At 41.6% G+C, this 20,031-nt stretch carries 24 protein-coding genes and 2 tRNA genes; 14 read left to right on the top strand and 12 right to left on the bottom strand.

Annotated elements, in window-relative coordinates; all coding sequences use genetic code 11:
• Positions 1–83 precede the first annotated feature (83 nt).
• Entirely contained in the window at positions 84–1,013 is a 930-nt protein-coding gene (locus HCZ11_RS14990; protein WP_130050080.1) for a DMT family transporter, read from the top strand.
• 54 nt (positions 1,014–1,067) lie between these two features.
• On the opposite strand, the gene HCZ11_RS14985 is transcribed toward HCZ11_RS14990, so the two are convergent.
• Positions 1,068–1,916, bottom strand: coding sequence for a diacylglycerol kinase family protein (locus tag HCZ11_RS14985; protein ID WP_167658792.1), 849 nt, complete (start codon positions 1,914–1,916; stop codon positions 1,068–1,070).
• A gap of 323 nt (positions 1,917–2,239) precedes the next feature.
• Here HCZ11_RS14985 and HCZ11_RS14980 point away from each other — a divergent pair, with 323 nt between their 5' ends.
• The 5 genes from HCZ11_RS14980 to HCZ11_RS14960 all read left to right on the top strand — a co-directional run bounded on the left by HCZ11_RS14980 (position 2,240) and on the right by HCZ11_RS14960 (position 4,287).
• Complete coding sequence (locus HCZ11_RS14980; protein WP_166341396.1) at positions 2,240–2,380, top strand: hypothetical protein; 141 nt, start codon at positions 2,240–2,242, stop codon at positions 2,378–2,380.
• Between the two features lie 227 nt (positions 2,381–2,607).
• Positions 2,608–2,698, top strand: a tRNA-Ser gene (locus tag HCZ11_RS14975).
• Positions 2,699–2,751: 53 nt separating this feature from the next.
• Positions 2,752–2,844: transfer RNA gene (locus tag HCZ11_RS14970), tRNA-Ser, on the top strand.
• 109 nt (positions 2,845–2,953) lie between these two features.
• Positions 2,954–3,454 (top strand): DUF4124 domain-containing protein, encoded by a 501-nt coding sequence (locus HCZ11_RS14965; RefSeq protein ID WP_167658791.1) that lies wholly within the window; start codon positions 2,954–2,956, stop codon positions 3,452–3,454.
• Positions 3,455–3,522: 68 nt separating this feature from the next.
• Complete coding sequence (locus HCZ11_RS14960; protein ID WP_167658790.1) at positions 3,523–4,287, top strand: MBL fold metallo-hydrolase; 765 nt, start codon at positions 3,523–3,525, stop codon at positions 4,285–4,287.
• Here HCZ11_RS14960 and HCZ11_RS14955 read toward each other — a convergent pair.
• Both HCZ11_RS14955 and HCZ11_RS14950 read right to left on the bottom strand, forming a co-directional pair.
• Positions 4,259–5,377, bottom strand: a complete 1,119-nt coding sequence (locus HCZ11_RS14955) for an aminotransferase class V-fold PLP-dependent enzyme (protein ID WP_167658789.1) — start codon at positions 5,375–5,377, stop codon at positions 4,259–4,261. The genes HCZ11_RS14960 and HCZ11_RS14955 overlap by 29 nt on opposite strands.
• On the bottom strand, positions 5,377–6,546 hold the full coding sequence (locus HCZ11_RS14950; protein ID WP_167658788.1) for a monodechloroaminopyrrolnitrin synthase PrnB family protein: 1,170 nt from the start codon (positions 6,544–6,546) through the stop codon (positions 5,377–5,379). Before HCZ11_RS14950 ends, HCZ11_RS14955 begins: the two co-directional genes overlap by 1 nt.
• 113 nt (positions 6,547–6,659) lie before the next feature.
• On the opposite strand from HCZ11_RS14950, the gene HCZ11_RS14945 reads away from it, so the two are divergent.
• The 3 genes from HCZ11_RS14945 (at position 6,660) to HCZ11_RS14935 (ending at position 9,693) form a co-directional block, all read left to right on the top strand.
• Positions 6,660–7,121 (top strand): Lrp/AsnC family transcriptional regulator, encoded by a 462-nt coding sequence (locus HCZ11_RS14945; protein WP_130050086.1) that lies wholly within the window; start codon positions 6,660–6,662, stop codon positions 7,119–7,121.
• A gap of 68 nt (positions 7,122–7,189) precedes the next feature.
• Positions 7,190–8,557 (top strand): carboxylesterase, encoded by a 1,368-nt coding sequence (locus HCZ11_RS14940; protein ID WP_167658787.1) that lies wholly within the window; start codon positions 7,190–7,192, stop codon positions 8,555–8,557.
• Positions 8,554–9,693, top strand: a complete 1,140-nt coding sequence (locus HCZ11_RS14935) for a GNAT family N-acetyltransferase (RefSeq protein WP_167658786.1) — start codon at positions 8,554–8,556, stop codon at positions 9,691–9,693. The genes HCZ11_RS14940 and HCZ11_RS14935 overlap by 4 nt, the downstream gene beginning before the upstream one ends.
• Here the strand turns inward: HCZ11_RS14935 and HCZ11_RS14930 are convergent.
• The gene (locus HCZ11_RS14930) at positions 9,670–10,260 is read right to left on the bottom strand and encodes a DUF938 domain-containing protein (protein WP_167658785.1); all 591 of its coding nucleotides are present in this window, start codon (positions 10,258–10,260) and stop codon (positions 9,670–9,672) included. The genes HCZ11_RS14935 and HCZ11_RS14930 overlap by 24 nt on opposite strands.
• Positions 10,261–10,443: 183 nt before the next feature.
• On the opposite strand from HCZ11_RS14930, the gene HCZ11_RS14925 reads away from it, so the two are divergent.
• From HCZ11_RS14925 to HCZ11_RS14905, 5 genes are all read left to right on the top strand, one after another.
• On the top strand, positions 10,444–10,638 hold the full coding sequence (locus HCZ11_RS14925) for a hypothetical protein (protein WP_130050090.1): 195 nt from the start codon (positions 10,444–10,446) through the stop codon (positions 10,636–10,638).
• 106 nt (positions 10,639–10,744) lie between these two features.
• Positions 10,745–11,110 carry a hypothetical protein gene (locus HCZ11_RS14920; RefSeq protein ID WP_167658784.1) on the top strand — a complete coding sequence of 122 codons (366 nt, stop codon included), beginning with the start codon at positions 10,745–10,747 and terminating at the stop codon, positions 11,108–11,110.
• Positions 11,111–11,118: 8 nt separating this feature from the next.
• Positions 11,119–12,495: an aspartate ammonia-lyase gene (locus tag HCZ11_RS14915; protein WP_167658783.1), complete on the top strand. Its 1,377-nt coding sequence runs from the start codon at positions 11,119–11,121 to the stop codon at positions 12,493–12,495.
• Between the two features lie 123 nt (positions 12,496–12,618).
• Positions 12,619–13,104, top strand: coding sequence for a hypothetical protein (locus HCZ11_RS14910; protein WP_167658782.1), 486 nt, complete (start codon positions 12,619–12,621; stop codon positions 13,102–13,104).
• Between the two features lie 13 nt (positions 13,105–13,117).
• A complete protein-coding gene (locus tag HCZ11_RS14905) occupies positions 13,118–13,519 on the top strand; it encodes a hypothetical protein (RefSeq protein WP_130050093.1) in 402 nt (133 codons plus the stop codon).
• Here HCZ11_RS14905 and HCZ11_RS14900 read toward each other — a convergent pair.
• The 8 genes from HCZ11_RS14900 to HCZ11_RS14865 form a co-directional block, all read right to left on the bottom strand.
• Entirely contained in the window at positions 13,512–13,697 is a 186-nt protein-coding gene (locus HCZ11_RS14900) for a hypothetical protein (protein ID WP_130052220.1), read from the bottom strand. The genes HCZ11_RS14905 and HCZ11_RS14900 overlap by 8 nt on opposite strands.
• Positions 13,698–13,762: 65 nt before the next feature.
• On the bottom strand, positions 13,763–14,080 hold the full coding sequence (locus HCZ11_RS14895; protein WP_054554605.1) for a hypothetical protein: 318 nt from the start codon (positions 14,078–14,080) through the stop codon (positions 13,763–13,765).
• Positions 14,077–14,715 (bottom strand): DUF4178 domain-containing protein, encoded by a 639-nt coding sequence (locus HCZ11_RS14890; RefSeq protein ID WP_167658781.1) that lies wholly within the window; start codon positions 14,713–14,715, stop codon positions 14,077–14,079. Before HCZ11_RS14890 ends, HCZ11_RS14895 begins: the two co-directional genes overlap by 4 nt.
• A 71-nt stretch (positions 14,716–14,786) precedes the next feature.
• On the bottom strand, positions 14,787–15,479 hold the full coding sequence (locus HCZ11_RS14885; RefSeq protein ID WP_130050095.1) for a PspA/IM30 family protein: 693 nt from the start codon (positions 15,477–15,479) through the stop codon (positions 14,787–14,789).
• A gap of 24 nt (positions 15,480–15,503) precedes the next feature.
• Complete coding sequence (locus HCZ11_RS14880) at positions 15,504–15,917, bottom strand: YjfI family protein (protein ID WP_054563728.1); 414 nt, start codon at positions 15,915–15,917, stop codon at positions 15,504–15,506.
• Between the two features lie 79 nt (positions 15,918–15,996).
• Positions 15,997–17,718 (bottom strand): polyamine aminopropyltransferase, encoded by a 1,722-nt coding sequence (locus HCZ11_RS14875; protein WP_167658780.1) that lies wholly within the window; start codon positions 17,716–17,718, stop codon positions 15,997–15,999.
• Positions 17,719–17,722: 4 nt separating this feature from the next.
• Positions 17,723–18,622 carry a DUF350 domain-containing protein gene (locus HCZ11_RS14870; RefSeq protein WP_130050097.1) on the bottom strand — a complete coding sequence of 300 codons (900 nt, stop codon included), beginning with the start codon at positions 18,620–18,622 and terminating at the stop codon, positions 17,723–17,725.
• A gap of 30 nt (positions 18,623–18,652) precedes the next feature.
• The gene (locus HCZ11_RS14865) at positions 18,653–19,585 is read right to left on the bottom strand and encodes a CHAD domain-containing protein (RefSeq protein ID WP_130050098.1); all 933 of its coding nucleotides are present in this window, start codon (positions 19,583–19,585) and stop codon (positions 18,653–18,655) included.
• Between the last annotated feature and the right edge of the window lie 446 nt (positions 19,586–20,031).

The raw sequence follows: 20,031 nt of genomic DNA, 5'->3' as shown, positions 1-20,031 counted from the left end.
GGTTGCATTTTTAGTTTTCTGTATATGTTAAGTATACAGAAGCAGATTAAAATGAACATACTTTCAATTTTTAGGTACTAACTATGAAAAGCGCCGCTCTCTACCTTGCTACAGTGCTGATCTGGGGATCGACTTGGCTAGCTATTGAGTTTCAACTAGGTGATGTCGCAGTTGAGGTCTCTTTATTTTATCGTTTTGCCATTGCAGCCATTTTAATGTGGACCTTTGTGCTAGCGAAAAAACTACCTATGCAATATTCACTGCGTGATCACGGATTTTTTGCATTATTGGCTTTATTTAACTTTGGTTTAAATTATTTAGTACTGTATTGGGCGCAGAACTACCTCAGCTCTGCAATGGCCTCAATTGCGTTCTCTATGTTGCTATTAATGAACATTATTAATACCAGACTATTCTTCGCAAAGCCGATTGCTAAACGAATTTACTTTGGCGCTTTATTGGGCGTATTAGGTATTGCCAGTTTGTTTTGGCCACAAATTCAGCAATTCGACTTGAGTAATGGTGCGTTGGTCGGGTTACTACTTGCGCTATCTGGGACCTTTGTGGCTTCATTGGGTAATATGGTCAGCGTCCGAAATTCTCAGCGCAATATTGGCGTACTTCAGGGCAATGCCTGGGGTATGTTATACAGCGCTTTAAGCCTAGCAGCTTACGTTTTAGTGAGCGATGTTGAGCTTACATTGAATGCCCCGGCCAGTTATTGGATATCGCTCTTGTACTTAGCAGTGTTTGGTACCGTAATCGCATTTGCTTGTTACTTTGCACTACTAAAAAATATCGGCCCTGAGCGCGCAAGCTATGTCATTGTATTATTCCCGCTGGTTGCGGTGGTATTAAGTACCTTATTTGAAGGATTCGAATGGCAAGCGAACACCTTTATGGGATTTAGCCTAGTGTTATTTGGTAATGCTATCGTGCTGACTCCAACTCGACAAATTAAAGCATTTTTTGCTGCACGTAACCTGCAACAAAAAAGCACCGTCCCCAGTTAGAAGTGACTATGTCGCCTCTAACACCAAGCGCTGGCAAATATTGCCGGCGCTTTTTTATGGTACATGAAAACGTAACGCTTGTTTGTGTACCTTAACTTTAGCAGGTGTAAAACCCACAAACTCACCATCGGCTTCAATAACCAACCCTTTCGTGGTTACTTCAGCACTTGTTAAACGGGTATATTCCAGTGCTTGCAAGCGGTGGTGCTTCACTAGCAGTAAATATAAAAAGCTGATCAGGTTTTTCAACAAGCCGCCAGCTGGCATGCAGTAACAGTCCAGTTGACCATCGTTTAACTTTGCCTGAGGGGCAATTTTCAAACCACCTCCAAAGTAGTGATGATTGGCAAAAATCGTCGCTAAATTACTATAAGTGAGAGGTTTACCATTAAACTTTCCCTGAAGAGGCTGAGCCTGAAATGAAAATAGCTGTTTAATGCCCTGCCATGTATAACCAAACGAGCTAAAATGACCAGCTTTGTTTAATTCGACGACCACTTCAGCGTCAAAACCAATACCCGCAACATTAACAAAATAGCGCTGATTGATTTGGCCAATATCAATTAACTTAGTACGGCTATTGAAAATAGCCTCATACCAAGCCTGTTGCTGACAAGCAAAGCCACGAGCAAAATCATTTCCCGTGCCAGCCGGAATTAGCGCAATAGAACAGCTACTCGTCATTAATGCATTAACAGCTAAATGCAAAGTCCCATCACCACCAATCACCACAACTTGAGTTTGGCTCTTAGCTAAAAGAGCAATTTCAGCGCAATCATTCTCAAAGTTGCCTGTAGTTAAATATAACTCTGGTTCTATCTCTCTTTTTTTACATTCGTTTAGTAGCCAATCAACACTGTTTTTATGATTTTTTTTGTCACTTGGCTTTATTATTATCAACATCAACGGTTACTTCTTTTCTTACGTGGCGAAAACCCAAGCTCACTCAAATTATATTAATCTGAATAATTAGTCACTTTCTCACTTTAAAAACGCATAAATAAAAATACAAAAAGTTAAAAACCTTTATTTACCTGCACTTCACTACAAACACAACTGCATAACCATGCAAACAAGAGTAAGTACAAAAGCTTAACCCTATGTTAATAAAACACTTTCGGATTAGAAAAAGTTATCTGGCAGACTCAATTTTTATCGTTTTATTTTTGTCCAGTTTGATTGCAAAATACCCACGTTTTCAACCAAACACAACCCGGAGCAAAGTAATGAACCCAATTAATACATTAAACCAAAACGCTGCAACTCATGTTGCCGTAAAACCAACAAACCGCAAAGCTAAAATGTTGGCAAAACTTAATCGCTACGGCAAAAAGTTAGCACTTGGCGGCGCAGTACAACATAAGTAATCCCCAACCATGGTTACTTTTTAGGTGCAGTAAACACCCAACCACTAACGAAGATCCTTCTTTAGCTCCTCCGTTTACTGCCCCATCCCCTTCTTTTCAGTGAAAAACAGCAAAAAATTAAACCTTTTTACAAAAAAACGCCCTCTTTACGCTCAAAAAACAAGCAAACAAACTTTTTCCTATTTACACAGCCGATTCAGCTAAGTATTATTCTCGCATCACGACGTGGAGAGATGGCAGAGTGGTCGAATGCACCGGTCTTGAAAACCGGCAGGGGTTTGTAGCCCCTCTAGGGTTCAAATCCCTATCTCTCCACCACTTATTTTTATTTGCTGATTTATTTCAGCAAATTACAATCAGAATTATGCGCTGGAGAGGTGGCCGAGTGGCCGAAGGCGCTCCCCTGCTAAGGGAGTATAGGGTTTGTAGCTCTATCGAGGGTTCGAATCCCTCCTTCTCCACCATTTTATTGTTAAAAACCGCTTTTAAGCGGTTTTTTTATGCCCAAAAAACTTGCACACCTCATTATATTTCATGCATGCTAAGTATCTATTTGCTACACAAAGTGATGCTATGTTTCGTTTTGCTCTGTTTACTCTTGCTCTATTTGCCAGCACCTACAGCCAAGCCACTATTTATAAGTGCATGATTGACGGGGTTGCCACCTTTACAGAGAAGCCTTGTGGTAAGGATGCAGAAATCGTAAAAATTACACCATCACCAGTAAGTAATCTCACTCCAGCCACAGAGCAAGAACAGAAACAACAAAAACCAACCGACTTAAGTGTCGAGGATTACTTAAAAATTCAAAAAGCGGATCGCGAAATAGACCGCCTTCAGTTAGAAATCAAAGAGCTGCAAAAACAGCAAAATGAGCGTATTAACAGACTTAATAATATGACCCAAGATGCTGCGAACAGGTTAGGTGCAAAGTCTATTGATGACGCTATAAGTAAACAAAGCAAACGTATTAACACCTACTATAAAAGCCAAATAGCTATCCTCGAAAAGCAAGTAGCACAACTAGAAGAACACAAAAAATTACTCAAAGAACAGAGCACACAGTCCAATTAGCTTAACTTACTAAAACTGGTCAGACATGATATAACAGTTTTGCTGACTAAGTTTAGGAATCAATTGTTTTGCAAATTCACACGCTCGAAGGCTATATTCAAAATATCTATTTGATTGAATATTCAGATAAATTGATGCTACTTGATGGTTGTTGCCGCGCGGATGTTAATACCGTGTTTGACTATATCACCGAGCAACTAAAGCGCCCTATCACAAACTTAAAACTGATTGTAGTAACCCATATGCATCCAGATCATGCAGGTGGGGCTCATGCATTAAGAAAGTTAAGCGGCGCCAAAATTGCCACATCAAATGCCCCTGGACAATGGTATCGAGGCATTGATGGTTTCTTAATGCACTTAACCGATATCGCTTTGGCTTGGTGGGTCGCTGGAAGATTAAATAAAAAGCGTCATAACCTTTGGTATAGTCGTCACCTCGATGCTGATTACTACCTTACAGCAGATGAAACCCTACCCGGCTTTGAGGATTGGCAGGCGCTACATAGCCCAGGTCATACCGACCGAGATATTAGTCTATACCATATCCCCAGTGAGCGAATTTACATTGCTGATTTACTAGTAAAAGTAAAAGGACAGCTAGTGCCGCCCTTTCCTGTTTTTTATCCTAAGCTGTATTTGAACTCTTTGCTGATGCTAAAAGCGCTGCAACCAAAACGAATTATGTTTGCCCACAGTAATGAAGTCAGTATTGATGACATCGACTTTGAGCAAATTTTGGCGCTGGTCCCCGAAAAACCAATGACCCATTGGCGTTCAGTAAAAGCAAAAGCCCGGCAAGCACTTAATCTAAAACGCTTTTCACAGTCGTAATAAAAGTGTTTATATCCTGCTGATCATTATAAATATGAGCAGAGACTCTTAAACCTAAGTGACGCTCATCAACAGCAATATTCGCAGCCTCAAGCGCTGCTTTAACAGCCGCTTGTTGCTCACCAAAATGCATAATGGCAGTTCCAGAGCATTTATCAGCTTGCTTTGGTGAGCGCATATAATCAGCTAATTGCTCATGAAACTGTGCGAGCATTGCTAAGTTATGCGCTCGTACTTTCGCAATACCCAGCTCTGCAAAGTAATTAATACTATGCGAAGCCAAAATATAAGGTGCAACTGAAGGTGTTCCCCCCCAAAAGCGCAACGCGGTTTGATGATAAGCAAAGTGCTTAATATCAAATTCAAATGGGTTTTGATGAGAAAACCAGCCAACATCTTGTGGCCGACAAAATGAAAGTTGGTTGCTGTTAACCCATAAATAAGCAGCACCAGGTCCACCACATAACCATTTCACGCTTGAGCCCAGCATAAAATCGGCATCAAGCTTAGTTAAGTCAACCTCTAGAATCCCCGCAGACTGTGCAACATCAAGCAAAGTCAATGTGTTGTGTTGCTTTGCTATATTTATAATTTCACGGATAGGTGCTTGCTGGCCTGTGTTTGAATAAACATGGCTAATGAAGACTAAATCAATTTCATTATTCGCTAAATATGACTGCCAAACGTGAGCATCGGTTAAATCTTCATGTTTTCCAATAAACACGATTTCTGCACTTTCAGGTAAAGCTTTTTGCATTGCAAAGCCCATACTTGGAAAATCACTTTCTGCCATCAACACTTTGCAGTTTTCTTGCTGAAGTCGCGGGTGTGACATCAAAAGCTTGGTTAAGCCACTCGATAAATTAACTTGCGGGCAAAACAACTCCTTTTGCGAGTTAAATAACTTAGCGAGACTGCTTGTAAATGCCTCGACACCTTGCAGCCACTGTTGCCATGGTTCTTTATTTTCATTTTGCCAAGCTGCAAAAAACTGCTGATGGAAGTGCTGCTCAGCTGATTTTAAAGGTCGCCCAACAGAGTGGTTAAGCAAATAGCCGCCTTGTGGAATTACAAAATCGTCTTTGTTCATTACTTAATCCACTGTTTTAATTTAGTTAAATCATCAAAACGGGTGCGAATATCATCACGTTTTGCTGCCGCACGACGATCTCGTAACTGCTCTAGTGAGTTAAGTAACATGTGTAAAGGAGGCCCACTGGCTGTGACTTTATCCATATGCTGTTGCTGCATTTTCTGTGAAGGTTGTGCAATGTATTTACTAACCAATTGATTATGATGCCCAATCGCAGTATCACCATGCAGTTTGCACACTTGAATAAACAGCTTTAAATTAGTTTGTAGCCATTCGCTATCGCGCTCAGCTTCTGCAGCTAAAAAATCATCCATAATACTTGTCATACGCATGCTTTCACGCAAAATTTGCTGATCTTCAGGCATCATATACAAGAATTTATCCACCAGCATTTGCGAGTAGCTAGGTTCATTTGCAAAACAAAGACCAAGTAATAAATCAATGACATTTATGCCCGCAAAATCACCAGCATTAGCACCACGATACACCTCTTTTCCTACTCGATACGGCTTGTAATAAGGGCGCACACAATAGAAGAAGCGGTCTGTATCAAGCTTGTTGTATAACGCATTGTTCGACTCAATAACATCTAGCAGTGCTTGCTTTGCCACTGCGAGTAAATCTGCTGCTATAGGGTGCGATATGCCCAATGGTTGAATTTTTAATAAAGCATCCGCCGCACGCTTATACGCTAAAATACCCTTGGTATTGTAATCAACAAAGATTTTCTCATCTTCAAGGTCAGTAAAGCGCTTATACAAGCCATCAACAGCTTTATTGTGCGTGGTTAAATGCGCAGTTGCGAAACGAGGAGTTACACCAATAGATGCACCAATATGCATTGCCAGTGCTGAGGCTTCGACAAGGGGGGAGGTTGTTTCACGAGAAGGCTCTGTAATCTCATGACGACGGCATGCCGCCATATACAAACCAACATTACCTAATAAATCGAAGGCGTTGTCAAAGCCTTCATCGGTATTACCTTCTGCAAGTAAGGCACGAATATGCTCATTACCTTCTTGCTCTAATTGACGTTTAAGGTCTTCACCTACACCTTCTACATTCGCTTTATCGTCTTGTTGCCAATATAGTTTTTCTAGCTCGCTATTGATCTCAACAAAACGGGTGCGAAGCCAGCTATCAAATGCCTTTGTGTTCTCAGTCACAGGCTCACTCCAAAATAATTTTATTGCGATAATGTTAACAGAGTTCAATGAGTGCTAATCGCCAAAATATAGACTAGAATCCATCTAGATTAGTGAAAATCACTCAAATAAAAATGAAATTAGATAAAAAAGACCAACAATTACTTAATGCTTTACAAGATAATGCAAGAACTTCTGTCTCGGAGCTAGCCCATTCTGTCAGCCTGTCAGATACTCCTTGCCTGCGCCGTATTAAAAAACTCGAATCAGCGAATGTGATCAGTGGCTACCATGCTGCCATCAATCCTAAAGCGGTTGATTTAAATGTGTCTGTGTATGCCTTTGTACGCCTAAACCAAAACTCAGTTGCCGCTGCTGAGCAATTTGAACAACAAGTTGAGAAACTTGATCATGTACTTGAGTGTTCTGTTATCTCAGGTAGTTATGATTATCTTCTAAAGATTATTGCCGCTGATTTAGAAAGTTATGAAAGCTTTGTGAAACATAAGCTAGGTAGTATTGATTGTATTGCTAACATCGAGTCGACGGTGGTCTTAAAACAAGCTTTCACTAAGCGTCATTTACCGCTAGCTTGACGCAGCTTGCTTGCAAATCAAAGATAACTCGATAAGCTAAAAACAGGCTTTAAAAGGATGCTTAAAATATGAAATTCATCAACTTAGTTGCTATCTCTTGGGCCATCAGTGGGCTATTTAGCAGCCCATTAATGGCACAGCAACAAACCTGCCTTACTCAGCTTGAAGACCAAGCACTAATGATGAAAAGTAAACGCGAAGGGCTGTTTAGAGAGCCATTACCACGCACCCATAGCACCTTTAGCTATAATATCGAGCAAGCATTTAGTGACTATTTAACCGCTGCGTACCTGCAAATTAGCAGCGAAAATCCGCGTGCTAGTTTGCCATGCCCTGTTTATACCGACACCTATCAGCAGCTTGTTGCACAAGGCGCTCGACCAGCTAACGCGACTGTTGCCGATTTAATAAGCCCATTCGAACTTAAACAGGCCGATAGCCGTAAAGCCGTACTCTTAATCCATGGTTTAACCGACTCACCCTTTACCTATCACGACCTTGCACAAGTGTATTATCAACAAGGGTATACGGTACGCACAATTTTACTACCAGGGCATGGTACCGCTCCCGCAGCACTTAGAGACATAAATGCCGATGATTGGCAAAAGGCCAGTGTGTATGCCATTGAACGCACATTAAAAGACTTTGATCAGGTGATTTTAGGGGGTTATTCAACCGGTGCTGCACTGGTTATTGATTACTTAACTCAAGGCCCTGTCGATAATAAAATTACAGCTGCTATGTTGTTTTCACCCGCGAGCGAGCCACACAATAAAAACGGTTGGCTGGCTAAATGGGTCGATGCAATTCCATTTGTAAATTGGATTGATAAAGACGCGGATCTTGATTTTGCCAAGTATGAGTCGTTTCCATTTAGTGCAGCCTCAGCTAGCCACGAAGCAATGAGCCGTATCAGCCTTGATGAGCTTCGTTATCGTCAACAGCCTAATGTAGCAATATTTAGCACCTTTAGTGATGTTGACACCACGATAGATAACCAAGCAACCTTTAAATTACTAGCTAAACTGCACGACCCAAAAACGCGCAAAAATAATCAGCTTGATCGCCTTGTATACTATGGTGACGACAATAACATCCCAGCCAGCTTTCCTGCTGATTACCACATAATCCGTGATGACTGCGATACAGATGATTGTAAAAAAATCAAAGGGATGTCACATATTGGTATCGTTAATAAACCCAGCAACCCTTACTATGGCCGTAAAGCTTTGTACCGAAATTGCGGCAGCTATTTAGATGACGATAAGCTTTATACAGCCTGCAAATACCAAGAAGACATCGTGATGGGTGAGCGCACAGCCGAAAATTTACAAGCACACAAACCCTTTGCACGACTCACATTTAACCCTTATTTCGATAAGCTCGCTATGCATATCAGCAGTTTCATTAAAGATATTGAATCGGCAGCACAATGAGTGAGTTTAGCCACCGCTGGTTTAATCAAATAAGCGAGATTGATGCTGCTCTTTGGCAGTCATTTTTTGATGATACACCCTTTACTGATCACGCTTTTTTAGCGGCTCTAGAACAAAGTGGCTGTGTGAGTGAAGAGTCGGGCTGGCAACCCATGCACTTAGCAATTTACCAGCAAGAACAGGTCATAGCCTTACTACCCGGGTATCTAAAACATCATTCTTATGGTGAATATGTATTTGACTGGGCTTGGGCTGAAGCCTACCAACAGCATGGCTTAGAGTATTACCCTAAATGGCTTTGCGGCGTGCCATTCACGCCTATTGCTGGGCAAAGAGTTAGTATTAACTATGCTGATCCTACTGAAGTCTATGCTTACATTCAGCACATACTCACGGCAACAGCAGCGCAGTTAGACTGGTCAGGTTGGCATATAAATTTTTGCCACCAGCAGCAAGCGACTGCATTAACTAGCGACACCGTAATGCAACGTCATGGCGTGCAGTTTCAGTGGTTTAATGAAGGCTATAAATGCTTCGAGGATTTTTTAGCTTCACTCACCGCAAGAAAGCGTAAATCGCTCAAAAAAGAACGCGCTAAAATAACTGAACAGCAGATAGCCGTAGAATGGATCGAAGGTGCTGACATCAGCAAACAGCACATGCAGCAATTTAGTCATTTTTACCGCCAAACCTATTTGAAGCGCTCAGGCCACAATGGTTATTTGAATACCGCTTTTTTCGAGTTATTACAGCAAAGCATGGCCGGCAAACTGGTGCTAATGTTCGCTAAATATCAAGGAGAGGTGATTGCCGCCACACTCAGCTTTAAAGATCAGAACTGTTTATATGGTCGTTACTGGGGAACGAACTATGAGCTCGATAGTTTGCACTTTGAGCTTTGCTACTACCAAGGCATTGAATACTGCATTGCCAACAAACTAAAACAGTTCCACTCTGGCGCGCAAGGTGAGCATAAAATAAGTCGAGGTTTTAAACCTGTATATACCTATTCACTGCATCATATTCAGCACGGTGATTTTGCAGCTGCCATCAGTGATTTTATAATTAGAGAACGCCAACATATGGCGCTCTATAAAGCCCAATGCGAAAGCTTACTGCCTTTTAAACAGCAATAATTGGTTGTTTGCAGGCATTTGTACATCTTCAACAAAGGTTAAGCCTGCTTGCTCAGCGAGTTGGCAAATCGCTTCAAAATCACGAATGGCACTATTTTCATCTTGCTGTTTTAAAAAAGCATCAAATTCAGCATTGCTGGCACTGGTATACTTACCTTGATACTTAAATGGCCCATAAATACACAATTTACCTTTAGCCGCTAAATGCTTTGCTACACCTTGGAAAAAGCTCTCCACAAGCGGCCAGCTAATAATGTGCATCGTATTCGCAGTAAAAATAGCATTCACTGTTTCAACAGGCCAAGGATCATTGAGGTCGAGTGTTAATGGCGCATGCAAGTTAGATAGTTCAGCTTCTTGATGCCACTCTAAAATCCCAGGGTGATTAATCTCGCGATCACTACAATGCCACTGCAAATGTGCTAAATGCGTTGCAAAATGCACACTATGTTGCCCCGTACCAGAGCCTACCTCTAATACATTCGTCACATCAGAAAAGAACTCTTCTAATACGTTTAAAATAGGTAATTTGTTGTTTTCACAGGCTTGAGAGAAGGGTTTATCCATATAAATTAATGCACCATGTTTGGTAATTCGTGCACAACAGTAAAGCAAAAATAAATAGCAAAGTCGCGATGTATTTATTATTTAAAAATATAAAACCACTATTTTCAGCAGGTTACGATTATTAATTAATATTGGTACAGCTTATGCAATTTCTTAAGTGAATTAATCAATAGGAGTAATATTATGTATATCTCACCCTACACTGCTGTAGATGCAGCACTTGCTGCCAGCGAACGCGCTGAAAGCGAAAAAGCCGCCTTAACAAGTTGTGATGCTAGAGCAACTGTGATCGAACTACTTTCTCAATGTAATAAAGAAAATGTACAGGCGCCGAAAAAACATGAAACAGACCAGATTTTTATTCTCGGCTACAATTAATCACTCACAGTTAATCTATCCAGTCTTAGCTTCACTAGATAAGACTTGCACTAAAACCGATTAGCTGTAATGATAACAATTATCATTACAGCTAATCGGTTTTTCTATGCACTCTCACAATGCTATGCTGCAATATCAGCGGCAAATGAAATGTGTTTGCCAAAGACCAGGGCTACATGCCCCTGCACTTGTTGCTAACTATGTTGAAGCGGGTTTAAACATTGCACGCTATTACGAAAAGCATCACAACTTTATTTTGCAAGAGCTGTATCTAAGACGCACCTTTCATGAATTGCTTGAAAAGATGTGTGATTCATTAGTACATAATGCAATTCGTAAACAATGTTTGGCTCAGCTTTATAAACCGCAACTTGCGCTAAAACGTTATTACAAAACTCATAACTGTATTGAAAAGTATTTCAGTTTGGAGCGAGAAGCATGTCTTCTCAGCCAAGAATTTAACCCGATTTAGGAGTGTTTATGAGCCAATTTAGAACCGAATCAGATAGCATGGGCGAACTACAAGTCCCAGCAGACGCTTTGTATCAAGCTCAAACGCAACGTGCTATCAACAATTTTAAAATTAGTGGCTTAGCCATGCCTAAGCAATTTATCACAGCCCTCGCCTATATTAAGCAAGCCGCCGCACAAAGTAACGCCGCATTAGGTCACTTGAACCAAGGCAAAGCGAAAGCAATTGAGCAAGCATGCCAAGAAATCATCGATGGTAAACACTTTTCAGAGTTTCCTGTTGATGTATTTCAAACCGGCTCTGGCACTAGCTCTAATATGAATGCCAATGAGGTAATAGCGACACTGGCAAGCCAACTGGCAAACGAAACTATTCACCCCAATGATGACGTGAATATGGGACAAAGCTCAAATGATGTGATCCCCACAGCAATTGCTGTAAGTAGCGCTATTAACATCATTTATGAACTATTTCCTAAACTAGATAAACTCAGTCAAAGCTTGCAAAACAAGCAAGCCGAAGTCGGCCATATTGTTAAAACTGGTCGCACTCATTTAATGGATGCCATGCCAGTAAGTTTTGCGCAAACATTAGCTGCATGGCAGTTACAAGTCGATCACGCCATGACAGGTATTCGCCAAGCACTAGAGCGGGTTTGTGAACTTGCACAAGGTGGTACAGCCGTTGGTACTGGTATCAATGCCGATCCAGCGTTTGCCGGTCAGTTTTGTCAGCACTTAAGTGAGAATTTAGGTATTCGCTTTAGCCCGAGCAAAAACTTCTTTTATAACATAGGTTCACAAGATGCTATTGTAGCGCTTTCGGGTCAGCTTAAGGTATTAGCCGTAGCACAGATGAAAATAGCCAATGACCTGCGCTGGATGAACTCAGGCCCCCTTGCAGGCCTTGGTGAAATCGAGCTTCAAGCCTTGCAGCCAGGCTCATCAATTATGCCAGGTAAAGTAAACCCAGTAATCCCTGAAGCTGCAGCTATGGTCAGCGCACAAGTTATTGGCAATGACACCACTATTACTGTGGCTGGTCAAGCTGGTAATTTTGAACTTAATGTGATGCTACCTGTGATTGCCTTAAACATTCTGCAAAGTATCGAACTGCTGGCTAATAGCAGTGAGGCACTTGCAGATAAAGCGATTACCAGCTTTAAAGTAAACCAGAGCAATGTTGATAAAGCACTCGCCAAAAACCCAATTCTGGTTACGGCACTTAATCCGGTGATTGGCTATAGCAAAGCAGCTAAAATTGCCAAATTAGCTTATCAAGAAGGCCGTCCAATTATTGATGTTGCTGCAGAACATACTGATATTTCACGTGAAGAATTGAGTGAGTTACTCAACCCAGCCAAACTAACCCAAGGCGGTTTGTAATCCTTTAGTACTCCTGTAGCTCTGTGATAACAGAGCTACTTTCTGAAAACTAACGTTTTTATTGCTCCACTTTGAGCAATGTGTATGATAGTGAGTACTTATTCAACGATTTTTAGGTATGTTATGCGCTATCCTCTATTGGCAATTTTATTTCCTGTGTTATTAACTGCGTGCTCTGACGCTGCAACGGATGGGCAAGCCGAATCAACGGCAACAAGCGATAAACTTGTCGAGGCACCAAAAGCCGTAAAAATAGAAAATACTGAAGAAGTGACTAAAGCAGCTCCAGATAAAGCCACTATCAGCTCAGCCCATGAGCAGCTTAAACAATTAATCGATGATCCAAGCTGTGATAACAGCAGCCAATGTAAAGTATTACCTGTTGGTAGCCGTGCCTGTGGCGGCCCAAGTAGCTTCATTGTTTATTCAACCAAAACAGCTGACACGGCTGAAGTTGAAAAACTTGCAAAAGATATCACTGCCCTTGAAAAACAATTTAACGCAGCGAACGACATGATGAGTATTTGTCAGCATCTAACCGCACCAGGTGCGCAGTGTTCTGCTAATACTTGTGTTAAAATCGAAGGCTCAGCGGCAAGTGTATACTAAGGAATAAGCAATAATGGTTCGTTCATCGACTTTAAAGAAACTTTTCATCACTACAACTATGTTAGCAAGTATTGCTTTAACGGGTTGTGAAACAACAACGTCGGGTAGTTCTGTGCGCGTTGATTTGAGTGATTTAAATGATCAGCTGAACGATATCGTTAGTAATAATAGTTGTACAGCTAGTTTTCAATGTAAGGTGTTAGAAGTCGGTGAAAGAGCATGTGGTGGCCCAAGCCGCTATGTGGTCTATTCAACATTGAACACGGCACAAGAAAAAGCAGAGCAACTTGCTGAGCAAATTACAGCAGTTGAGAGGTCATCTGGTCAAGCATTAACAGTTAACGACTGTTCACCTGTCTTACCGGTACAATCGCTGTGTATCTCACAGCAATGCCAAGCCATCGAGATTAAGTAAGTAATGCAATAAGGCCGGATACTATCACCACGCTGATGATACAAATCCCGGCCTTATAAATGTATTTTACATGCATTGTATTATGCACCCAGTAAGCATAAATGTAGCGAACAAAGTAACTTGCTGCAGTGCCAAATAATGCAAAAATAACTAAATACGCAAGTAAAATAATATCCACAGTCATGCCACTTCTTTCAAACATCTAGTCTCAGTGTAAGGGCTTAAAGAAGTAAAGGCAAAACCTTAGCTTTTTTTACTATGTTCAATGAGTAATTCAGCAACCCGCTGCTTTACAGCACGCTTATCATCGGCTGCAACACCAAAACGCTCAGCCAATAAGGCAATCTCTTCATCATTTAAGTTAAACGATAAACGCTGCCTGGTTTTTTTCGATTTAACGTCGAGCTCCAAAATCTTACGGATCATATCTGATGGGGTAAGCTCTTGGTCAATTGCTTGTTTTTTTATTGATTTTTGCACTTCACTGCTTAAATCAAACGCCATTTGCGTGGCTCTTACGGCCTGCTCCTGACGCTGCCACTTGGCTTTTGCATCACTCACTTGGCATCCCCAGGAAATAAATCAACAATATCGCTAATTGGTCTAGTTAACGTGAGTGATACTTCTGTTTCACCGCCTTCCCAGATCTCAATATTTAAACTATGTGATTCATCATCAGAGCTTAAACAAATCATTTCACACGGTTCACCGCCTTCGTCTTCGTAATGAGGTAAAGGCTGATTACGGTAATCCTTATTATGGAAATAACACACATAAGGGGCTTCTGTTTGTTTATAGCTTGATGCTAAAAAGTGGCTAAAGCGTTCAGGGCTATTCTGCACATTAATTGCCGTTAGCTCATCTTCATCAAAAATACGAGCGAACTCATCAAGGGTAAAAATCTCATCAACATCATCACGCTGAATTTTGATCGCAAAGTTTGCCCATTGTTCACCGTCATCTGATTCAATTTGCAAAAACACCACTTGGCCAGATTCACTCTCGAGTACCAGCTCATACTCTGCACTACGTTGATACTGATACGTTTGCACATCAATAACACGCAGTGTCTGTCCTTTTAACCAGCTTGGATAAGCGAACGAATCAATCACAGTTAGCATATCACCAACGAGTAATTGGCTTGGATCAGTAAGCTGACGCTCTGGTGCTTTTTTAGATTTAAAAAAGTTAAACATTGGCTGACTCCTTGTTGAAGCAAAAAAGGTAACCCAGTGCGTGGGTTACCTTTTGTCTTTCCGTTAACTGATTAGCTATTTTGTTTTGCTTTAATACGCGCCAAAATATCTGCGCTTTTTGGGTTGGTATCGCCGATACCCGCTTCAGCCATTTTCGCTTTTAAATCATCGCCGTTAGTATCAGCTTCTAATTGCTTAGCCGCACCTAACTGGTCTTGGCGGTCTTGCTGACGCTGCTTAATACGCTCTAGAGACTCGCGTGCTGATGTCATTGATGAACTATTAGTATTTAGCGTGCTGTTAACAGCCATTGTTGCTTGCTGCACACTTTCAGTCGTTTTAACCATCGTTAATTGACGTTGGTTTTCTTTAATCGACTTTTCAGCTTCTTTAACTTGCTGCTTTAGTTGCACAATGTGGTTACTAAAGCCAGCTAACACTTCTTCGTGCTCTGCTTTTTCAGCTTCGAAATCACCGATTTTTTCTGCGATTTCTAATGCTAACGCTTCGTTACCTTTTTCAAGTGCTTGACCTGCATACGCTTCATGTTCTGCAATTGATGCATCTAGCGCGCTAATTTTACGCTTAGTTTGCATCTCTTTTGCCATTACTTCGGTAAGGCTTTTCTTAGCGCGTTGTAAGGCATTTTGTGCATCAGCAATTTCTTGTTCAAAGATACGGATACCGTTTGCATCAACAACTGCTTGTCCTGCTTCACGAGCGCCACCACGTACAGCTGTAAATAGTTTCTTTAAAATACTCATAATCTTAACTCCAGAAATTGCTAATTAATCGTTTAAATAAATGGTCACGGCTTCAAGTGCATCAATCGCATTGTCCGCCAGTGTTACCAACTCATGGGTAATATCATCAAACGATGAATTAACCGATAGCGCGCCAAAAATAGCGTATTTATCATCAATTTTTGCAAATGCGCTTAATGGAATTGGCACATTTAAACGTAGTAACGTTTCGTTTAACTCATTACGCATATCTGCTTGTACTTCGTTTTCAGCAAACAGGTAGCTAATACACAGTAATTGCTCTTCTGTTTGAGTAACAAAGATAGGTAACTCATCATTCCCATCGACGATAACTTGTAACACATCTTGTTCACCTTCGTTGGCAATCAAGAAAGACTCAAAGCTCACACCTTCTGTTTCAAAAGAAGCCAGTTTGATTGATAGTTCATTTAATTCCATGTCTCACCTTTTTACGTTTTGACATATTATGTCTGAGTTAAGATTTGCATAGCCGACATATTATGTCAACTATAAAATATCAATTTTTGTACAATTCGGTTTCAACTTGCCACGCTTGGCGGTAATAATCATATAAGGTTCCAGAACCTAATCTATTGACTTCTATCGTGTTTACTTGTTCAAAAAAATGATTCGGGAACACAAAAGAAGCCAATAAATATTCTTTACTTACCCAACGAGATGGCACTGGTAATTCGTTAGTTTCACGAATTCGCTGACTTGCTGATTTGCCAGCCGTGGTCGCGATTGTCCAACCCCATTGACCAAACGAAGGAATATTTTGTTGGTATTGCTCAACATAACCAAACCCAGCTGCTTTCATTGTTTTAGCAATACTTAAAAACGCTTTTTTCGCATGATAAGGCGATGTTGATTGCACAGCCACAGCCCCATCAGGCGCCAACAACTGACGCACATGATTATAAAAATAGTCACTGTACATCTTATTAAGGTCAGGATGGTTAGGGTCTGGTAGGTCAATCAAAATAGTGTCAAAGCGCATGCCTTTTGCCAACATAGCTTCAACTTCTAAAAAGGCATCTGCAATGCGAATATCAGCGCGAGGATCACTCATAGAATGCTTATTTAGCGCTGTTAACCGTGTTCTTATTTCCTCTGGCGCGTCATATTCACCGACCTCATTGCCAAATAAGTTTAACAACTGACCATCTAAATCAACCAAGGTGACATGCTTTACTGGCCACTTCAAAACATCGCGCAATGCAAGCCCGTCACCACCCCCGATGATCAACACTCGGTCATGACGATTTGAAGCCAACATAGCAGGATACACAAGCATTGAATGATAAATTTGCTCATCCACACTTGAGAACTGTAGACGGCCATTGAGGTAAAGATCAGTAATTGCATTCGGCTGATTGCGACTTAAACGCTCGGTTAACACTAAGTGCTGATACTTGGTTGCTTGCGAGTATATGACTTTATCTTTGTATAAAACATTGCTGAGGTTTTTCATCCAGCTGGTGCCAAGCACGAGCACAAATGCAAAAAACATCAACAACAGTACATGGCAAACCAACAATAACTTAGCGAAGCGAACATGTTGATGATAGCGCCATAAAAACACCAGACCAGCAATAATATTAAACAACGCCGTCCAAGCTGCCGCTTGCATAATTGGCATTGCAAGCATAATGCTTACCCAAATCGCAGCACCGACACCGGCGCCAATATAATCAGCCCCGTAAATAGTACCCGCATTATTTTCTAAAAAGCGACCATAAACCTGCTGGCGAATACGCGCGATCAAAGGGATCTCCATACCAATTAATAGCCCGAGTAATAGGCCAAACACATAGGGTAAGAAACGTGACCACTCCTGTAGCTTTTCAAATACATAGCCGTTAAGGACAGTATCCGCAGGCAGGTTAAAAATTTCAGAGAAGATATGCGGCAATGAATAACTCACAGCGATAACGCTAGCAATCGCTAAAATACAGCCCATGCCGACCAAAGCAATAATACTCTCAAGCCAAGCAAAAGCAGTAAATGCATCTTTAAACCAACGCGCTAAAAAAGCACCGATACCCATAGCGACAATCATGGTACCAATCATGGCATAAATGGCGCTCTCGACCGAGCCTAGAACCCGACCTGCATAATGAGATAGCAGATATTCATAAATAAGGCCGCACCCAGCGAGTACGGCCATAACAGTTATTAATAGGAAGTCATGCCCAAGTAGATTGGCCCTACTTGGGGCGCTTGTTGTAGTAGACACTTAATTAGGCACCTAACAAGGTTGCCATAGTCGAACCTATCGCAAATGAAACCGCTGCAGAGATAGCTGCTACACCTACGTTTTTCTGGCGGTTTACTTCATCTGAAATATCACAGCCTGATAAGATGATTTTGATAGTCACTAAGTGTAATAAAATGAAGGCAACTAAACTTACCGCTGCACTTAATGCCCAGTAACCTAAACTAGCAGCAATGTTGTCAGCCGCATAAGGAGCGATACCTGATGCAGCAGTTAATGCCAATGCACTACCCACTAAAAAGCCAGCGTAACGAATACCCACGGCTAAGTTGCCGTCGATAACCGCTTGTTGCAAGCAGTCACCACTGCGATTAGTACGCTTGAATAACTGCACTCGATATTGGCTGATCAATAGCATCGCAATGCTGCCAATTGCAAAGGCCGCGATCACGATTGGAATACCATGCCAGCCTTCGGTCGCCACCCAAAATAAAGCTGAGCGAATAACAATAGCTACACTCACTACATGACCAAAATCAATCAATGCAGCAGTTGCGTTGCCTTTTACGATTTCGTCATGCAGACTCACTTTACGAAGCGCTACCTTGTCTTGGAAGAAATGACCAAGCTTAATAAGCACAATTGCCATCACACCATAACCTAGCATTTGTAATGCTTCTTGTTGTAGGGTAGGTGCAAATGCGCCGCTGCTTACACCACTAAGAACAATGGCAAGTGCCACAAGTCCGGCCGCAAAACTAATACCAAAAGCAAAATTATCGCGCTCAGTTATTTCATCATTAGCATGTAAATTAGATACCCAGCCTTTGATAAATTTTAGGCTGACAAATAAAGCGATAATGATTGCAAAGTCGATTGCTAAAGCTTGCAACGACCAAGTTGTTATTCCATTAAATTCATACATATGTTGTAACTCCGGTGGTTATTCTTTTCACTACTTACCGCGGCTAATGCCACGTGATGTTCTGCTCGAGCTGTTTCGTAATGACCCAGAGCTTTTACTGTAACTACTGCTAGAAGCATAGCTACTACGGGTGCGTGGTGGTGTATAGCTGCTTCGGCTTAATCCAGATGCACCACTGCGTTTAGTGGCATACGGACTAGTGAATTGTTTACCCTGGCGTTGATAAGACTGACGAGTACGCGTCTCTACCGTTTGTTGTGCTTTAATCTGTTTTGGGCTCGAATAACGATAACGGCCATAGTCATTGTAATAGCTGTACTTTCTGTTTCTGCTCCAGCGACCATATTCAACTCGGTCGAATACATCGCCCAACATACGATACATCCCATACCAAACCCAAAAGCTTGTACCGTTGCTATTAGTTTGCCACTGCCCATAGTTAGGGTTACCGACCAATTGGTTACCAACGCTTTCACCTTCAGCTGCTTCACTAATAGCGCCAACCCTTGCTAGTGACCCTTGCGACATGTCTGCAAGCATATTGATAGGATCAGTAAGCGCATCTTGAAATAAAGATGGCTTAGCAGCATCACGAATGAGATCAAGTTGATGAAGGGTATCTTCATAAGGTGGTATTAGATAAGTAGACTTAACATCTGCTAAGCGTTGTGTAAGACCTGTATAAATAGCCCCGTCACGGGTCGCATCAAGACTAATTACTCGTGCGATCTCAGAAAGTTGCGGCTGCTGCTCAGCAAGCACCTGTCCGTATTGTTTAAGTATCGTCGCATTGCGCAAAGAGCCATTATCAAGCGCTGTACCAAGCTGATTTAATTCAACCTCAGCTTTTTCTATGGATTGTTGTATTGTTTGTTTCAGCTGCTCTTCTTTCGACTCACAGCCCATAAGCAAGCTTACCAAACAAAACAGGCTAATAAGTTTCCAAGCTTTTATTTGAGACATTCATGTCACCTGATTGTGGTTTAAAAACGCAAATAGTTTTACATAGCTCAGGTACTAAACCAAGATTAAAATTGCAACAAAGGGTAAATTTGGTTGGTACGTTGGGTAGATCGCAGCGAAACCCAACACAGAGCTATCAGCTTTCAGCCGCTTTGTGGAGGTGTTTGGTGCTGAGTCTCCCTCTGCCAGAGGCTCTAGGCTCTAGGCTCTAGGCTCTAGGAAGAGTGTAGTTGTAGCAATGACTTTAGCCATGAATGTGTTGGTTATGATCTGAATTCGGCACTGACGTGCCTCCTACAAGGTTTTGTTGCTGAGGGAGTCTCAGCACTATACAACCCCATATTTCAGCTGACGTCTGACGGCTGAAAGCTGACAGCTCCAGACGCAAAAAAGCCCGACTCTTTCGAATCGGGCTTTCTTTAATTTGGAGCCTGGCAATGTCCTAC

Source organism: Pseudoalteromonas sp. HF66 (assembly GCF_011806445.1).
In the GTDB taxonomy this organism is placed as follows: domain Bacteria; phylum Pseudomonadota; class Gammaproteobacteria; order Enterobacterales; family Alteromonadaceae; genus Pseudoalteromonas; species Pseudoalteromonas apostichopi.
This window is presented reverse-complemented; position numbering and strand designations above follow the sequence as displayed.

Bases quoted from the DNA above. Each gene is read 5' to 3' on its own strand.
- HCZ11_RS14985 (WP_167658792.1), bottom strand. From the start codon at position 1,916: ATGTTGATAATAATAAAGCCAAGTGACAAAAAAAATCATAAAAACAGT.
- HCZ11_RS14955 (WP_167658789.1), bottom strand. From the start codon at position 5,377: ATGAACAAAGACGATTTTGTAATTCCACAAGGCGGCTATTTGCTTAAC.
- HCZ11_RS14925 (WP_130050090.1), top strand. From the start codon at position 10,444: ATGTATATCTCACCCTACACTGCTGTAGATGCAGCACTTGCTGCCAGC.
- HCZ11_RS14920 (WP_167658784.1), top strand. From the start codon at position 10,745: ATGCACTCTCACAATGCTATGCTGCAATATCAGCGGCAAATGAAATGT.
- HCZ11_RS14890 (WP_167658781.1), bottom strand. From the start codon at position 14,715: ATGTTTAACTTTTTTAAATCTAAAAAAGCACCAGAGCGTCAGCTTACT.
- HCZ11_RS14905 (WP_130050093.1), top strand. From the start codon at position 13,118: ATGGTTCGTTCATCGACTTTAAAGAAACTTTTCATCACTACAACTATG.
- HCZ11_RS14965 (WP_167658791.1), top strand. From the start codon at position 2,954: ATGTTTCGTTTTGCTCTGTTTACTCTTGCTCTATTTGCCAGCACCTAC.
- HCZ11_RS14910 (WP_167658782.1), top strand. From the start codon at position 12,619: ATGCGCTATCCTCTATTGGCAATTTTATTTCCTGTGTTATTAACTGCG.
- HCZ11_RS14865 (WP_130050098.1), bottom strand. From the start codon at position 19,585: ATGTCTCAAATAAAAGCTTGGAAACTTATTAGCCTGTTTTGTTTGGTA.
- HCZ11_RS14935 (WP_167658786.1), top strand. From the start codon at position 8,554: ATGAGTGAGTTTAGCCACCGCTGGTTTAATCAAATAAGCGAGATTGAT.
- HCZ11_RS14870 (WP_130050097.1), bottom strand. From the start codon at position 18,622: ATGTATGAATTTAATGGAATAACAACTTGGTCGTTGCAAGCTTTAGCA.
- HCZ11_RS14930 (WP_167658785.1), bottom strand. From the start codon at position 10,260: ATGGATAAACCCTTCTCTCAAGCCTGTGAAAACAACAAATTACCTATT.
- HCZ11_RS14880 (WP_054563728.1), bottom strand. From the start codon at position 15,917: ATGGAATTAAATGAACTATCAATCAAACTGGCTTCTTTTGAAACAGAA.
- HCZ11_RS14940 (WP_167658787.1), top strand. From the start codon at position 7,190: ATGAAATTCATCAACTTAGTTGCTATCTCTTGGGCCATCAGTGGGCTA.
- HCZ11_RS14980 (WP_166341396.1), top strand. From the start codon at position 2,240: ATGAACCCAATTAATACATTAAACCAAAACGCTGCAACTCATGTTGCC.
- HCZ11_RS14945 (WP_130050086.1), top strand. From the start codon at position 6,660: ATGAAATTAGATAAAAAAGACCAACAATTACTTAATGCTTTACAAGAT.
- HCZ11_RS14990 (WP_130050080.1), top strand. From the start codon at position 84: ATGAAAAGCGCCGCTCTCTACCTTGCTACAGTGCTGATCTGGGGATCG.
- HCZ11_RS14885 (WP_130050095.1), bottom strand. From the start codon at position 15,479: ATGAGTATTTTAAAGAAACTATTTACAGCTGTACGTGGTGGCGCTCGT.
- HCZ11_RS14915 (WP_167658783.1), top strand. From the start codon at position 11,119: ATGAGCCAATTTAGAACCGAATCAGATAGCATGGGCGAACTACAAGTC.